The organism is Pseudomonas sp. 382 (assembly GCF_002759075.1).
Classification (GTDB): domain Bacteria; phylum Pseudomonadota; class Gammaproteobacteria; order Pseudomonadales; family Pseudomonadaceae; genus Aquipseudomonas; species Aquipseudomonas vlassakiae.
Genome location: NZ_PEMX01000017.1, coordinates 58052 through 71836, shown reverse-complemented (window position 1 = coordinate 71836; position 13785 = coordinate 58052). Strand labels below are relative to the sequence as shown.

Sequence of the window (13785 nt, the reverse complement as noted above, 5' to 3'; positions counted from 1 at the left end):
TGGGCCCGCGACTGAGTAATGGACAACGGGCCGGCGCATCGTGCTCCTGCCCTCAGGAAATCTCCCGCCGGAAAGGCGGCAGCGCATTGAGAATAGCTTTGCCATAGCGCTGCGTGACCAGGCGCCGATCAAGCAAGGTGATGACGCCGCGATCCTGCTCGGTTCGCAACAGGCGACCGCAGGCCTGGATCAGACGCAGCGAGGCGTCGGGCACGGCAATCTCCATGAACGGGTTGCCGCCACGGGCCTCGATCCATTCGGCCAGTGCTGCTTCGACCGGGTCGTCGGGCACGGCGAAGGGGATCTTGGCGATGACCACATGCTCACAGTAGGCACCTGGCAGGTCGACACCCTCGGCGAAGCTGGCCAGGCCGAACAACACGCTGTGCTGGCCATCGTCGACCCTTGCCTTGTGCTTGTTCAAGGTTTCCTGCTTGGACAGGTTGCCCTGGATCAGCACCAGCTTGCGCCAGTCGCGGTCCAGGCCGTCGAACACTTCCTGCATCTGTTTGCGCGAAGAGAACAGCACCAGCGCGCCGCGGGCATCTTCGACGATGCCTGGCAGTTCGCGAATGATCGCCGCCGTGTGTGCCGCCGCGTCGCGCGGATCGGCCTTGAGGTCGGGGACCCGCAGCAGGCCGGCATCGCCATGCACGAACGGGCTGGGCACCACGCAAGTGACGGCATCGCGGGGCAGCCCCGAGCGCATGCGGAAACGGTCGAACTTGCCCAGTGCGGTCAGCGTGGCCGAGGTCACCAGCGCGCCATGGGCAACGCTCCAGAGGCTGCGGCGCAGCATGTCGGCGGCAAGAATCGGGCTGGCATTGACCTCGATGTCGAACAGCGCGCCGCTTTCGGCCAGGGTCAGCCAACGCGCCATGGGCGGGCTGTCCTCCGGGTCTTCGGTGGTGAACGCAGTCCACAGCTCCCAGTTGCCCTGGGCGCGAGTGACCAGGCTGCCGAACAGTGGGTACCACTCCTCGGCCTGGTGGCTGGCGATGCCGATGTTGACCTCGCCATCCATGCCTTCCTTGAGCAGGTCGGCCAGGCGGGTGAACAGGTCATTGAGGCGGGCGAAGCCCTTTTTCAGCTCGATGCCGACTTCGCGGATCTGCTCCGGCACCACGCCGCCCTCGAAGCGATAACGCGGGCGCTCCCGGCCTTCGGTATCCTCGCTCGGGCGGAAATCGGCGACCTGCTCGCACAGGGTGAACATGAATTGCTGCTGGGTGCGCACTTCCCGCGCCAGCTCTGGCACCTGTTCGATGTACTTGCCCAGGTCGCCCGGCAAGGGGTGCTGGGCCAGCAACTTGGTGAGGTTCTTGGCAGTCTGCTCCAGCCAGTCGGCGGTGGAGCGCAGGCGCGAATAATGGGCGAAATGGCCGATGGCCTTGTCGGGCAGGTGGTGGCCTTCATCGAACACGTACACCGTGTCGCGCGGGTCAGGCAGCACTGCGCCGCCGCCCAGGGCCAGGTCGGCCAGGACCATGTCGTGGTTGGTGACGATCACATCGACCTTGCCCATGCCTTCACGGGCCTTGTAGAACACGCACTGCTGGAAGTTCGGGCAGTGGCGGCCGGTGCACTGGCTGTGATCGGTGGTCAGCCGCGCCCAGTCCTGGTCCTCGATGGCCTCCGACCAGCTGTCGCGGTCGCCGTCCCAACGGTTGCCGGCGAGCTTCTCGATCATGCTGTTGAACAGCTTCTGGCTGCGCTCGTCGACCTCGATGTGGAAGCCTTCTTCCTCGAACAGCTGGGCAGTGGCCGACTGCGCGTGGCCCTCCTGCAGCAGGATGTCGAGCTTGGACAGGCACAGGTAACGGCCGCGGCCCTTGGCCAGGGCGAAGCTGAAGTTCAGGCCGCTGTTGCGCATCAGGTCCGGCAGGTCCTTGATGACGATCTGCTCCTGCAATGCCACGGTCGCGGTGGCGATCACCAGGCGCTTGCCGGCGGCCTTGGCGGCCGGGATCGCGGCCAGCGCGTAGGCGACCGTCTTGCCGGTACCGGTGCCCGCTTCCACCGCAACCACGGCGGGCTCGCCAGCGCGACGGCCTTCGTCGTCACAGGCGATGTCGCCGAGCACCTTGGCCACTTCGGCGATCATCAGGCGCTGGCCATACCGCGGCTTGAGGCCCTTGGCTTCGAGAAAACGCGTGTAGGCGCCCTGGATGGTGGCTTTGAGTTCGTTGCTGATCATGGTCTGCAGGCGCCCGGAGGGCTGGATAAATTTTCAGTGTTTCGCATGGGGCGGCTATCATACCCCGCTATTGCCCTTTGTGCCGCATGGAGATCCGGATGCTTGCCTTTGCCCTGCCCTACACATTACATGTCCTGGCCGCCCTGATATGGGTCGGCGGCATGTTCTTCGCCTGGCTGGTGCTGCGCCCGGCAACGGTTGCAGCCCTTGAAGGGCCTGCCCGCCTGCGCCTGTGGGTGGAAGTTTTCAGACGCTTCTTCGTCTGGGTCTGGCTGGCCGTGGCGATTCTGGCGATAAGTGGTATCGGCATGTTGCACATGCGTTTCAGCGGCTTCGAGACTGCACCCAAATATGTACACGTGATGATTGGCGGCGGGATTGCCATGTTCGCGCTGTTCATGCGCATCCAGGCATTGCTGCTGCCGGAGCTCAAGGCGGCGGTGCAGGCTGAAGACTGGCCGGCGGGCGCTGCGGTGCTCGGGCGGATTCGACGGATGGTGGGGGTCAACCTGCTGCTGGGCCTGGCGGTCGTTGCAGTGGCCAGTTCACGGCTGTTGATGTGAGGGGTTCCAGGCGGGATTTTCAGGGCCTGTGAGAGCGTGCGCCGCGCGGGCGGCGCTCGATCTCGCAGGCCCTGGAACTCTAAAGTCAGGCCCTCGGCCTCAGAGTCGCTGCAAAATCAGTTCACCCTCGGCCCCAGCCAACCCAGGTTGCCCTTCCTGCCCCGGTCGGCCATTGGCTCCGGCGTCGGTGCGATACACCAGGCACCCCTTGCTCGCCCCGCCTTTACCGGCCTTGCCCGCAGCCCCGGCCTTGCCCGGCGCACCACCCTCCAGGCGCACCACGATGCGTTCCTGCGGGAAACCTTGCGGCAGGTTCAGGCGAATCCGCCCGCCGGGTGCACCGTCATGCCCGTTGCCACCATCATCACCATTAGCCCCTTTGCTTGCCTGGCCCCAGGCACAACCTCCCGCCTGGCCATTGGCGCCATCAAGGCCCATGTAACCCGGCGCTCCGGCGCCACCACGGGCATCGATGGCCAGGCGTTCGGCGTCGACCTTGGCGAGGGTCAATTCCAGGCTGCGCCCGGAGCGGGCAGCCCGTTCGTAGGTACCGGGCGCCCCTGGCGCGCTGATCTCACTGCCCTCGCCCAGCACAGCATTGCGTACCTCGACAAGCAGAGGTGCTTCGGCAGGCGCAATGGCAATCCGCGCATCGCGGCCCAGTTGCAGATGATCGACCTTCAGCTCGGTCAATGTGGACGGCAACAGCAAGGTCGCCGAATCCGCGACATTCAACTGCTCCAGGTGCACGCTGGCCGACTTGTTCGGCAGCCGCAGCATGGAATGGGGGGCAACCTCCAGGCTCTGCGCCTGGGCCAAGGGCGCGGCCAGCATCGCCAGCAACATCAAATTACGCATGGCGAGGTGCCTCCTGCGGACGGGGAATGGACATGACATGAAAGATACCGGTCAGCAGGATCTGCAGCCGGTCGAACCAGCGATGGCTACGGCCTCGCAGGCTGCCATTGAAAAACAGTACTTCAAGAAAATGCAGGCTCAGCACAAAAATGCCCAAGGCATTGATCAACAGATTCAACGGCAACGGTTGCGGCATCATCAGGTTGAACAGCACCACGCCCCAGAATGCCACGGTCAGGAACTTGCCCAGACCCAGGATGAACTTCATACCCCGCCCCTACGTATCTATTTATTGTTATGTCCACGCGGCCCGAGCATGCGCGCCGCGCAGCCAACACTACCTGCATGCCCAGGCACGCGCCAGCACAGTCAGTTGAGGTGCAGGTCCACCCGTCGGTTGTGCGCACGCCCTTCATCGGTGGCGTTGTCGGCGATTGGCTCATGGGCGCCACGGCCCTCGCTGGTCACCTTCTGCGGCGCCAGGCCCTGACTGATCAGGTATTCGGCGACACTGGCGGCGCGGCGTTCGGAAAGCGCCTGGTTGTAGCTGTCTGAGCCGACGTTGTCGGTATGCCCGACCACCTTGACACGCGTGACCCCCAACTCGTTGAGGCGCGGTAGCAGGCTTTTCAGGCGTTCTTCGCTACCCGGGGTGAGATCGGCGGAATTGAACGCGAACATCACCTGGCCCTGGTCATCGAGGCTGATCACCTCAGGCTTGGGCTGTGGTGCGGGTTGCGCCGGCGGATACTGCGGCAGCGGGCAGCCCATGTGGTTCACCGCTGTATTGGCCGGGGTGTCGGGGCAGCGGTCTCGACGGTCGAACACACCGTCACCATCCTCGTCACCGTCCTGGGCATAACAGATCAGCCCACCGGTGATCGCGCCGAGGGCGCCGAGGCCAGCCGCCCAGCTCGAATTTTCGATGGCGCCAAGGCCACCCCCCACCGCGCCACCGAGCAGGCTGCAGACGGGCCACGTCCTTTGATTGAGAGGCGCACTGCCGTCACTGTGGGTCGCGCAGCCTGCAAGCAGGCTGGTAACCAACAGCAACGGCATCGCCGCCTTCGACATAACACTCATGATGAATGCTCCTGTGTCATCGGCCACCGCCAGCGCGATTGAAGATGCGCCCGCGCCACTTCACAAGGCGCGGGCGCCGTGACGTCAACGCTGGATCTTGATTTCGGTACGACGGTTCATGGCACGCCCCTCGGCCGTGGCATTGTCCGCCACTGGCTGGGTTTCGCCTGCGCCTACCACCGAGACGAAGCTGGAGCGAGGCACACCGCTCTGGATCAAGTAATCGGTTACCGCATGGGCACGGTGCTCGGACAACTTCTGGTTGTACTTGTCGGAGCCCACGCTGTCGGTGTGGCCAGTCACGCTCAGACGGGCGCTCGGCGCCTCTTGCTTCAGGCGCGTGGCAACCGTGTTCAGGCGCTCCTTGTCAGCCGCTGTCAGGCGCGAGGAATTGAACTCGAAGTGCACATCACGAATGACGATCACTTCTTCCTTCTGCACCACCACTTCCTCGACCACAGGCGCCGGCTCAGGCGGGCAGCCATTGGCATCGACCTTCACGCCGCGCGGCGTGTGCGGGCACTTGTCGCGGCTGTCCGGCACGCCATCACCGTCCTCGTCGCCATCGCCGTGAGCCCAGCAATAGCCCGCCGCCAGGCCACCACCGAGCAGCGCGCCCCAGCCAGCCCAGCTGGAGCTCTCGATGGCGCCCAGGCCGGCACCGGCGACGCCCCCGACGGCAGCACACTTCGGCCAGTCGGTTTTTTGCAAACCTGCACAACCAGTCAACACACTGGTGAGCAGTACCAGGGGTAACGCTGTGCGTACTATGCTCATTTTCGTAGCTTCTCCTAGGGGAATCGGCATAAGGCCGATCTCTGGGAGTAAAGACCGCGCAGTCCATCCCTGCCACCAATAAGCCACGACACGGCCTCTTGCCTCTATGCCGGCGGGCAGCAGCCCGCTAGTCTTGGATGACTTGAACGAGGATTGGCAATGACCGACGGTTTTTCCCAGCGCACGCCGCAACAAGCCCTGGCCGCCCTGCTAGAGCGTTTCACCCCGCAGCGCCTGCTGCTGGTGGGCACCCGCTTCCCGGCACTGGATGCCTTTGCCCAGGCGCACCCCCAGGTGGCCATCGAAACCTGCGCGCCGGGGCCATTGCCGGCAGCGCTGGCTGCGCAGCGCTTCGACCTGGCGGTGCTGGTGGATTGCCTGGAACACCTGCCCAAACGCACCGGCCTGCAATTGTTGGGCGGCATCCGCAACCTCAACGCAAGCCGGGTTGCAGTGCTGGCCGACCTGCCCGCCTGCGGTTGGCAAGACACCGATTTCTTCTCGCTGGCGCTGTCGGCCAGCGAGAAATTCCGCCGTGACGAGCAGGTGTTGAGCTTGTTCACCTATGATCTACATGACTACAAGCAGGTCCCGGACTGGCTCAACGCCAAGTTCTGGGCCAACCCGGAAATGTTTGGCAAGTACTGGTGGTAAACCCATGAATTTCAAGGGCTTACCTCACCATGAACGCTATCGAAGCTATGCCAGAGCAGGGCCAACTGTCACCAGCCTGTAACCAGCCTTGTCACCAACGACCATCTCAGGCCCTTTCGGTCTGGCACTACAGACGGTCAGGAATCTATTACCTGAGGGTTCGCCCTCGGGGATGCTCTACCCGTAGTCTCGCCATCTCTCTCCGTTCTACCGATAGGCCAACCGCTATGCAGTTCTCCAAGGACATCCTCAAGACACTGGCTGTCTTCCACCTCGACCGCCCTGAGGCTTCGTGGGAGGACCTCAAGGAACGCCTCAAGGAGATCGCTGAGGACGCCCTACAGGGCCATAGCGAGGACTCACGGGGCCTTTACATGGAAATCTATGACCAGATGAGCAACCACCTCGCTGAGGCTGCCTCGCTTGGTCGATTCACTGGGAGCCAGCAGCGAGCCATCGGCACAGGCCAACGGGTTCTCAGGGCTGCTCAGGAACGTCTTGAGGGTCGTCCTCAGGACCTCACGGAGATCATTGGGGAGCTGTCTTGTAGCACGTCTGTAGCCCCTTCTGTGTCCCTATCTGTAAATGCGTCCCTTCCCCTATCTGTTTCACCGTCAGATGAGCCAGTGACCTTTGAGACCCTCTCAGGGCTCTATCTGGCTGAGCGCAAGGGCAACGTCACTGCGACCACTCACAAATCAGTCACGTCCGCTTGCCGGACCCTCAGCGGGCTCCTTGGAGACTTGAACCTCAAGACCCACACTCGGGCCGATATGGTGGCGCTGAAGGAGAAAGTCATTGATGGTCGCAAACCTCTGACATCCAACAAGCTACTTACTCAGCTATCGACTGTGATGAGCTGGGCGGTAAACAACGGCTTCCTTGAGCGCTCCTTTGACAAGGGCCTGAAGATCGAGAGAGGCGCTGAGAGCACTCGCAAGCCCCTGACTCAGGATCAGGTGGTCAAGATCATGGATCACGCGAACGGTCTGGCTACAGACGATTGGAAACGCTGGGCGTTGTCCCTTGGGGTTCTCACAGGTGCCCGCATTGGGGAAATCTACCAGTTGACCAAGGAGGACATTAAGCAGGTGGACGGCATCACCGTTATCGACATCAACAAAGATGAAAACGGCGGCAAGACCCTGAAGAACAGTTTCTCTGTGAGGCAAGTCCCTCTGGTCGATGGGGCCTATGGGTTCTCCCTTCAGACCTTCCTTGAGTGGGTCAATGCCAACGAAGGCCGTCTGTTCAAGGCCAAGGAGCACTATTTCAACAAGCCGCTCAATGAGGCCCTAAGGGAACCTCTGGGGCTAACCTCTGGCGGGGATCAGTCGTTCCACTCGTTGAGGCATTCCTTGTCGGGCCTGCTGAAGGCCGCTGCGACCCCTGAGGTCATCGCTCAGAGCATCACCGGGCACAGCTCAGGGAACATCACTTACGACCTCTACGCGGGGTCTCAGAGAGTTCCTGTGGGGACGCTCCATGAGGCTCTGGTGAAAGCGTTTCCCCTGATACTAAAATAGTGGCTTTGCCCATCGCATCTCAAGGAAGTGATTCAATGTTAGCGACCATATTTATAGCGATCCTCTGTTTTGTCTTATGGAACGTCCTCAAAGGCACTCTCAGGGCGACCATAAGCCGTTCTGTTCAGTATGCCGCATCGCGGGGTGTTCCTTATGATTTTGCCAGGGCGATGATGGCTGATAGGGCAGTGGTCAAACAGGCTCGACTCCATCTGGTGGGCCATAGTCCGGATATGCGGAGAGAACCGGTCTACGTGCAGTATGGGATTTCAATAATGTATTTGTACGAAGTTTCTGAGCAGGGGAAGCAGCATGTTTGAGTTTATCGGGATCGTAGTAGCTTTAATCTTCGGATGGGCTGTATTGCAAGTGATTGCCAGCCGGGTATTCCCAGAGTACGGACTAAAAAGAGCCCAGCGGCGATACATGAAAGAGCCAAGCGCAGAGAACGAGCGTCTGATGTGGGATGCTCGTCATAGGCTCAATCGACGTAAGCGTGGTTAACGCTACCTTATAGGCACTGTGGGAACTGGTGTCGCAAAACCCCTCACTATGGCTGCACGTTCGCAGCGGCCATATGAGGACCACTGTCATGACCCTGCTCACTCAACCCGGACCACTTCACCGTCACGTCGATCACGAAACCGGAACCATCCTTCACATTGACCCAATCTCTGGCGAGGTCATCACCCACAGAGACATGGTTCGACCGGCAACCCTTGAGGCCCAGTATCAGGCATGGGCCGCTGAGCGTCGTGCCGATGAGTCCCTCTCTGAGGACCACCAGAAAGCCGCCAAGGGCCTTTCCAGCGAGACCCAAGGGCAACCCCAAGAGACCCCAAGCGATGAACCCAAGCGAGGCCGTGGACGCCCAAAGGCCACCTTCGCTAACCCTGTCGCAGCCTACATGCACCTCCTTGCGATTCCCGATCCGCTGCCATGGGTAGACGACATCGTTACTGGGTCGATCATCACCAGTGCCGGAGTCACCAACGGAAAGATCAACGTCAAGGCCCGAGCGGTCATCGGTGCGTTGTTCCTTTCGGAGATCACAGCGGACGCCTGCAAGACCAATGAGTATTCCTTGAGGACTGCCCAGCGAATCGCCAAGGCTGCCCGACACGCTGCCCATGGGATCGCTTCGTATGTGGAGAGACACCCAGACATCAAGGCTGAGATTGTGGCCGAGGTGGGCGCAGAGGCTCTATTCCGGGGCTTAGCGACTTAACGCCGGATAGTATAAAGAAAATCTCAACGACCTCTCAGCGACCATCAGAATCGACAAGCTCATCGACCAGACCCAAAGGGAGAGGGGTTGTTAATTACAACTCCCCTCATCTCTCAGTCATCTCAAAGGGCATCTTAAAGAACAACCGAAAGGAGACCTCTCATCATGACCAGCATTGTCTGCCCAGCTAACTCATGCCTCACCACTGAACAATTGACCACCTTATCCATGGTCTTCCCTCTGCCTGCTCGTGCTCAGCTCATCGAACTACGGAACATCCTCAGCGACTACCGGGCCGCATTCAGAGTCTATAAGGCAGGCGAAGTAACTTTCGACATGGAGGGTCTCGCTCAAAGAGTCCTCGTTAAGTGTCCCGCTAAAACACTCGACCGCCTGAACCAACTGCTCGACCAAGGGCTTTGTCTTCAAGCAATCGCAGTGACGCCTTTGAAGATTCCATTGAGTGGCCCCGAGGGAATCTCACTCACAACTTGAAGGCAACCGTCAAGACTGTCGTTAAAAACCCTCACTATGGGTAAGACAGAACGACCAATAACAAAAATAATTTCTCTCTGCCAATGCTGCACAGCCGTTGCCACGGTTGAACCCTTCGCAATACCGATGCCCTTCAGGCCCGCCATGTCCTGATCGACCAGCGTCACCAGAATCCAAACCTCAAATCAAGAACTCATCCGTCAGCCTTGGAAGGTGCCCACGCGGCTCTCTCCTTGCCGTCTTGTCGTGCGCATCTATGGCACCAAGGCTGAGCGAATGGGTCACCTCACAGGAGAACCCAACCCATGAAAATCACCATCACCAAAGTCCTGAAGAACGAAGTCACCGTGTCGGGCCAGACCCTTAACCGTGAGTACGTCGAGAACATCATGTTGCCCATGCTGGTCGCCCAATGCGGGGCCGTTAAGGGCCAGCAATTCGAGATCGTTAAGGCGTTCGATGAGGCCGGTCTGTCGCTCCAAGCGATTCCCGTAGTTGCCCGAGAGTACCGCCAAGACCAGCACCAGAAGGCCCAAGAGAAGGCTCAGAGAGAGGCTGAGGCCCGTTGGCATCAAGAGCGCTGCCGTGAGTACACGCCCCGTGAGATCGCCCAAGCGAAGGCCGAGCGTGCTGCCCGAGCGGCTGCCATCAAAGAGCATGGCATTCGTATCCGAGCTGCCTCCCGCAGCAATAGCGGTGGCTGGTAACAGCGCCTCCCTCGACACACCCACTTCATTCATCTATTCAGGAGGACCATTCCCATGAAACAACCATTCCAGTACGCCAAGCCATCGACCTACACCACCGCCATCACCGATGAGCACACTGGGTCGATTCGATTCAACACTGCTGATGTTCGCCCAGAGACCCAAGCGGCCACCGATGTGTCCGTCTATGTGGAGGCCCTTGTGGAGGCCGCTGAGGACTACTTGAACGGCGATGAGTGGCGAGAGGCCGCCATGGAGGCAACCCCTTGCGAGTTCCGTCCGGCTGGCTCTGAGGCCACTGGGCAACAAATCATCACCATGGCCGACCGCTCTGTCACCTTCGATCCCCGCAAGAACTGGGATAACGAGACCATCGACAAGGGTGAAGTCCTGGCCGGTTCTGTGATCTTCACTGAGGCCACCGACACGGCATTGGTCATCAGCCACCGTGCCACCATCCTTGACCACAACCTGATGGCAGGCTTCACCGTCCAGTCTATGGAGCAAACCGCTGACAAGATGCTTCGTGATATTGAGCACAGCGCAGCCGGTAAGGTCGCTGCCATCTTGGCAACCGCCCCAAGCACTGAGAGCGTCTCTGAGGCCAAGCCAACGGGTAAGCCTGCTGAGATCGCAGAGGACCTCATCGACATCCTCACGACCCACGTTAACCAGACTGTAGGGACCTCGCTGAGTGACTTCGTGATCTTGCTGCCTGTATCGCAGGTGGCGGTCCTTGAGCGTGCTGCTCAACGTGCCGGTCAGGACTCTATTGAGGACCTAATCGGCGCAGGCGTACAGGCGTACACCGGGACCGACCACGGCATCTTCATGTTGCCCAAGCTGTTCACCTCACTGAGCTACCGTGAGCGCCAAGACGGCAGCGTGTGGCGCATCGAAGCGACCCGCAACCCGAACGCCCAAGGCTGGGACCTTGAGATCATGGCTGTGGTGGACATCATCGCCAATGGCATGGTCAAGGTGAAACTGACTACCGATGGTCTTCAGACCGTCCAAGTGCCGTTCCCGCTGGTCACCAATGTGAAGCTGACCGCCGAGTGATCCAGTAAGTAGCCCCGTAAGGCCGGACCTAAAGAGGGACCGGCGGGGGCACCGCTTCAACGAGCTGAAATCTCAGCCCGTCTTTGTGCATCCAGAAAATGGACGCGCAAACCAATACTGCCCGTCGCTGGGCACACCTAAACGAAAGTCTTCCTGTTTGTTCCTTCATGCCACCGGCAGAACCCTTGGTCGGGTCTTTCGGCTGCCCGTGGGAGCGAACTTGAGGGAGCAAACAAGAGGAAAAGACCAATGAGCATCGACATCAAACACAAGCATTCCGGTCACGTCATCATCATCGAAGGCCACGCCTTCAAGGCAAACGACCGGGGCCAATGGGACCTGACAGACATCTGGCGAACCCTGAAGCTGCCAAAGGGCAAGCAACCGGGCCAATGGAACAACTTGAAGGAAGGCCAATACATGAGGGAAATGGGTTTTTCCCATTCCGCTAAGGCTGGTGCAGTTACAGTGACCCACGCCAACAAACGAGCAGCTCTTGCCTATGCGGGCTGGGTCTCTCGTGAGTTCGAGACGATGGTCTATGACGCCTTCGAGGCGATCCTTGAGATGCCGGAGGTAGCTGCACTGGTGGCCGACAAGATGGCCTCACTGGGCAATGACCATGGTGCAAACATCCTCAAGCGCATGACCTTCAACGACAAGTGCGATTGGAAAGCAATGAAGGCTCCCCACAAGAATACTCAAAGGGGCCTAAAGGCTGCCGTCAGAAAAGGCCATTTGACACTTCAGCGAGCTGGCGAGCTTGGACTTAGAATCTAAGCAGGAATAAATACTTTCGTAACCAGAAGCTAAGGGTCTATGCTTGTGGAATAACTCGAATCTCAAGGGACTACGATGAGTGTCACGCTATGTTACACCTACAAGGGCAAGCGAGTCGTCACTAAGGTTCCTGTTGAGTCTCTGACCCCACATGCAGCGCTATGCTTTGCATTACTTCAATCAGGTGCTTCTGATGACCAATCTCAAAAGAGCTGGCCGCATTCCTATGAGCGCCTCCTTGAAGTAGCTCAACAACACGAACTCACAGACGTTCGTTTTCACAAGTCATTTTAATCTCTATAGGAGAACCCCATGGACCACCTACAGGCCCTCTACTGGGTCTGTCTGGCCGTTCAACTGGGGTTCTGGTTGTGGTCGCATAGACCCTCTTGAGAATCTGACAGAAAAATCTGAAAGGTCACCATTACAAGACTTCCCGCGCAGGTTCCCCCGTAGGCCCTCGCATGGGTGCCCGTGGGTGCGTTAAGGACCCCAGTAATTCGCCCTTGCGGTCTCGCTGTCTGTCACCAACACTGTCACCAGCTTTGTCACCAAATTCCTTGAGGTCCTCTATGAAGCCCGCTACGCTTGGCCTGCCGCCATACCCCACTCAGTTCTGGGCCAACCCTGAAAACTTCGGCAAGTATTGGTGGTGATGATGAGTGTCTCGGTTTGCCCTTGTGGCAGCGGCAACCTGCTCGACGCCTGCTGTGGGCATTACCATGCCGGCACTGCGGCTCCCGACGCCCAGACGTTGATGCGTTCGCGCTACAGCGCCTATGTATTGGGGCTGGTCGACTACCTGGTGGCCACCACCCTGCCGGCCCAGCAGGAGGGGCTGGATCGTGCTGCCATGGCAGCATGGAGCGCCCAGAGCACCTGGCTGGGCCTGGAGGTGGAAAGCGCCGAAGTACTCGGCGGCCAGCCCGAACACGCCTTCGTGACCTTCACCGCACGCTGGCATGACCAGGCGGGCGACCATCAGCACCGTGAGCGCTCTGCTTTCGTGCAGCACGAGCGGCGCTGGTATTTCATCGACCCCACCGTTGCGCTCAAGGCCGGCCGCAACGACCCCTGCCCCTGCGGCAGCGGGCAGAAATTCAAGAAATGCTGTGCCAGCTACGTTGGCAATTGAGCATGATTGCCGCCACCCGCCTGCTGTTGCTCGGCGCCTTGCTGGGGCTGCTGGCGGGCTGTGCGAGCTGGGGCGACGATGATACGCGCGAGCCTGAGCTGCACCTGGACAAGGTGGAAACGGTAAAGGCGCGGCTGCTGCAGCAGGAATTCGTCCTGCACCTGCGCGTCGACAACCCCAACGACAGCCGCCTGTTCATTCGCAACCTGAGCTATTCGGTGTGGCTCGACGACCTGCTGCTGGCGCAGGACGAAGTGAGCCTATGGCGCAGCGTTGGCGGGCATGCCCGGCGCACGTTCAAGATCACCGCGCGAACCAATCTGTGGCAGCACCTGAAACCGCTGGCCAAGCTGCTCAAGAGCGGGCAGCCACTGCATTACCGCCTGCGGGGCGAGCTGGAGACCGGACTGATCATCCATCAGGACCTGCACTTGTCGCGCAGTGGTGAGATAATCCCCGGCGATCTCATACCGGAGTAACCCTGCAATGACCCAGCAACCCCATGTTCATGGCCCTGACTGCAACCACGGTCACGATCATCAGCATGATCACGACCATGGCCATGTACACGGCCCTCACTGCAACCATGGCCACCAGGAGCCTGTGCGCAACGCCCTGAAGGACGTCGGCCGCAACGACCCGTGCCCGTGCGGCAGCCAGAAAAAGTTCAAGAAGTGCCACGGCGCTTGATTCATTGAACTCGGGTACCTGCAGCGACGA

Annotated in this window: 16 protein-coding genes; 10 read left to right on the top strand and 6 right to left on the bottom strand. The window is 60.2% G+C overall.

Going from position 1 to position 13785, the window contains the following annotated elements:
- Positions 1–52: 52 nt before the first annotated feature.
- Positions 53–2197, bottom strand: a complete 2145-nt coding sequence (dinG, locus tag CQW31_RS19195; protein ID WP_099815178.1) for an ATP-dependent DNA helicase DinG — start codon at positions 2195–2197, stop codon at positions 53–55.
- 98 nt (positions 2198–2295) lie between these two features.
- Between dinG and CQW31_RS19190 the strand changes: the two genes are divergently transcribed.
- Positions 2296–2760 (top strand): CopD family protein, encoded by a 465-nt coding sequence (locus CQW31_RS19190; protein WP_054885834.1) that lies wholly within the window; start codon positions 2296–2298, stop codon positions 2758–2760.
- Positions 2761–2859: 99 nt separating this feature from the next.
- On the opposite strand, the gene CQW31_RS19185 is transcribed toward CQW31_RS19190, so the two are convergent.
- The 4 genes from CQW31_RS19185 to CQW31_RS19170 all read right to left on the bottom strand — a co-directional run bounded on the left by CQW31_RS19185 (position 2860) and on the right by CQW31_RS19170 (position 5478).
- Positions 2860–3618, bottom strand: a complete 759-nt coding sequence (locus tag CQW31_RS19185; RefSeq protein WP_054885835.1) for a hypothetical protein — start codon at positions 3616–3618, stop codon at positions 2860–2862.
- Positions 3611–3886, bottom strand: coding sequence for a DUF1145 domain-containing protein (locus CQW31_RS19180; protein ID WP_054885836.1), 276 nt, complete (start codon positions 3884–3886; stop codon positions 3611–3613). Before CQW31_RS19180 ends, CQW31_RS19185 begins: the two co-directional genes overlap by 8 nt.
- Before the next feature lie 101 nt (positions 3887–3987).
- Positions 3988–4701: an OmpA family protein gene (locus CQW31_RS19175; RefSeq protein WP_099815177.1), complete on the bottom strand. Its 714-nt coding sequence runs from the start codon at positions 4699–4701 to the stop codon at positions 3988–3990.
- A gap of 84 nt (positions 4702–4785) precedes the next feature.
- Complete coding sequence (locus tag CQW31_RS19170) at positions 4786–5478, bottom strand: OmpA family protein (RefSeq protein ID WP_099815176.1); 693 nt, start codon at positions 5476–5478, stop codon at positions 4786–4788.
- Between the two features lie 159 nt (positions 5479–5637).
- Here CQW31_RS19170 and CQW31_RS19165 point away from each other — a divergent pair, with 159 nt between their 5' ends.
- The 3 genes from CQW31_RS19165 to CQW31_RS19150 all read left to right on the top strand — a co-directional run bounded on the left by CQW31_RS19165 (position 5638) and on the right by CQW31_RS19150 (position 8886).
- Positions 5638–6132 carry a DUF6231 family protein gene (locus CQW31_RS19165; RefSeq protein ID WP_099815175.1) on the top strand — a complete coding sequence of 165 codons (495 nt, stop codon included), beginning with the start codon at positions 5638–5640 and terminating at the stop codon, positions 6130–6132.
- A gap of 227 nt (positions 6133–6359) precedes the next feature.
- Positions 6360–7658 carry a site-specific integrase gene (locus CQW31_RS19160; RefSeq protein ID WP_061304834.1) on the top strand — a complete coding sequence of 433 codons (1299 nt, stop codon included), beginning with the start codon at positions 6360–6362 and terminating at the stop codon, positions 7656–7658.
- 592 nt (positions 7659–8250) lie between these two features.
- On the top strand, positions 8251–8886 hold the full coding sequence (locus CQW31_RS19150; RefSeq protein WP_099815174.1) for a hypothetical protein: 636 nt from the start codon (positions 8251–8253) through the stop codon (positions 8884–8886).
- Positions 8887–9311: 425 nt separating this feature from the next.
- Here CQW31_RS19150 and CQW31_RS30955 read toward each other — a convergent pair whose 3' ends face one another.
- On the bottom strand, positions 9312–9548 hold the full coding sequence (locus tag CQW31_RS30955) for a hypothetical protein (RefSeq protein ID WP_143524240.1): 237 nt from the start codon (positions 9546–9548) through the stop codon (positions 9312–9314).
- Positions 9549–9686: 138 nt separating this feature from the next.
- On the opposite strand from CQW31_RS30955, the gene CQW31_RS19140 reads away from it, so the two are divergent.
- The 6 genes from CQW31_RS19140 to CQW31_RS19115 all read left to right on the top strand — a co-directional run bounded on the left by CQW31_RS19140 (position 9687) and on the right by CQW31_RS19115 (position 13755).
- Positions 9687–10088 (top strand): hypothetical protein, encoded by a 402-nt coding sequence (locus CQW31_RS19140; RefSeq protein ID WP_061304828.1) that lies wholly within the window; start codon positions 9687–9689, stop codon positions 10086–10088.
- Between the two features lie 54 nt (positions 10089–10142).
- Positions 10143–11150, top strand: coding sequence for a hypothetical protein (locus CQW31_RS19135; RefSeq protein WP_061304827.1), 1008 nt, complete (start codon positions 10143–10145; stop codon positions 11148–11150).
- A gap of 249 nt (positions 11151–11399) precedes the next feature.
- The gene (locus CQW31_RS19130) at positions 11400–11930 is read left to right on the top strand and encodes a hypothetical protein (RefSeq protein WP_061304825.1); all 531 of its coding nucleotides are present in this window, start codon (positions 11400–11402) and stop codon (positions 11928–11930) included.
- A gap of 658 nt (positions 11931–12588) precedes the next feature.
- A complete protein-coding gene (locus CQW31_RS19125; RefSeq protein WP_054885840.1) occupies positions 12589–13065 on the top strand; it encodes a YchJ family protein in 477 nt (158 codons plus the stop codon).
- Between the two features lie 2 nt (positions 13066–13067).
- Positions 13068–13544 (top strand): LEA type 2 family protein, encoded by a 477-nt coding sequence (locus tag CQW31_RS19120; protein ID WP_054885841.1) that lies wholly within the window; start codon positions 13068–13070, stop codon positions 13542–13544.
- 7 nt (positions 13545–13551) lie between these two features.
- Entirely contained in the window at positions 13552–13755 is a 204-nt protein-coding gene (locus CQW31_RS19115; protein WP_060486211.1) for an SEC-C metal-binding domain-containing protein, read from the top strand.
- Positions 13756–13785: the final 30 nt, after the last annotated feature.